At 38.2% G+C, this 1,371-nt stretch carries 1 protein-coding gene; it reads right to left on the bottom strand.

Annotated elements, in window-relative coordinates:
- Positions 1–62: 62 nt before the first annotated feature.
- Positions 63–1,241: an IS256 family transposase gene (locus tag ACNDLV_RS06265; protein WP_006584480.1), complete on the bottom strand. Its 1,179-nt coding sequence runs from the start codon at positions 1,239–1,241 to the stop codon at positions 63–65.
- Between the last annotated feature and the right edge of the window lie 130 nt (positions 1,242–1,371).

Here is a 1,371-nt window from a genome sequence, read left to right as displayed (position 1 = left end):
GAAACTGTCAAATTTTTTGTGTAAATAGATCTTTCTCGTAAATTGTTTTTTTAACGTTTTATTTATTCAAAATAGGATTCTAAGGTATCCTGGACTTGACCAAAGCCTTTGTGAATTCGGTTGAAGTAGCGGTCATTGTAGCTCATTGCTTGGATGCCAATAAAAGTATCAAGCGACTGTTCAGTCGGGAACTCCGCTTTAGGCTTAGCCTTGCGCTTAATGACGTTATTAAAGGATTCGATCATGTTGGTAGAGTAAATTGAAGCCCTGATCTGCTTAGGATAATTATAAAAAACAAGCAGGTCTGGCTCGATGTCTTTCAGGTTTCTAATGACACGATTGTAGCTCTTGTTCCATTTGGCATAAAAAGCATGCAATACATCAACAGCAGCCGCTTTATTGGCTTGCTGGTGAATCTGCTTGAATTCGTTCATGATTGCCTCGCGATCGTCCACGCGTACTTTAGCGCAGATGTTGCGCATAACATGGACCAAGCAGCGTTGGAAATGAGCTTGAGGATAGGTCTTTGCCAGTGCTGCTTTCATGCCGACAACGCCATCTGAAAGGAAAAGCTCTACTTGCTTTAAACCACGAGATTTCATGTTCTGGAGCAACGCCGTCCAGACTTCAATATTCTCACTAGGCGCAATGCAGTAGTCGATAACTTCCTTGTGACCATTAGGCTTGATGCCAATGGCAATATATACTGCTTCTCGTTCAAAAGTTTCTCGACGCAACGGTATATACGTTGTATCAAGATAAACACAAAAGAACTTATCGCTCAGCTTACGCTTGTGATAAGCCTCAACTTTAGGAATCATTTGCTTAGAGATATTAGACACTTGAGCTGGACTATAATGACTGCCATACATTTTTTCGATCAAATTAGCTATTTCTCTAGTGGTTACACCTTTAGAATAAAGCTTTATAACCATATCTTCTAAGAGATCAGTATGTTGTTTATAGTCTGGCAGAGTGTGTTGATGAAACATACCATTGCGATCTCGTGGCACTTGTACCTCAATTGATCCAAACTGGGTATCAATTTTACGGAAATACGCACCATTTCTAGAATTACCAGTATTCCAGCCATTTCTAGCATAGGGATCATATCCTAAAAAGGCAGTCAGTTCAGATTCTAACATGTCATTAACAGCTTGTTGGATTTCATGACGAAGCAAATCATTAATTTTATCTTGATTGAATAGAGCTTGAGTTATATTTTTGGTAAAATCATTCATGAAGGAGTTCTTCTTTCTGTATGTTTTTTTTGTTCAAACCAATCATACGAGAAAGGAACTCCTTTTTCTAATGTTTTAGGAAATTAAATTAAGGAATAATTCATCCTTACACAAACTATTTTACGGTCTC

This window comes from Lactobacillus fornicalis (assembly GCF_055362665.1).
This window is presented reverse-complemented; position numbering and strand designations above follow the sequence as displayed.

What these genes read in the sequence shown, in the direction of transcription:
- ACNDLV_RS06265 (WP_006584480.1), bottom strand. Translation starts at nt 1,241, where the DNA reads ATGAATGATTTTACCAAAAATATAACTCAAGCTCTATTCAATCAAGAT.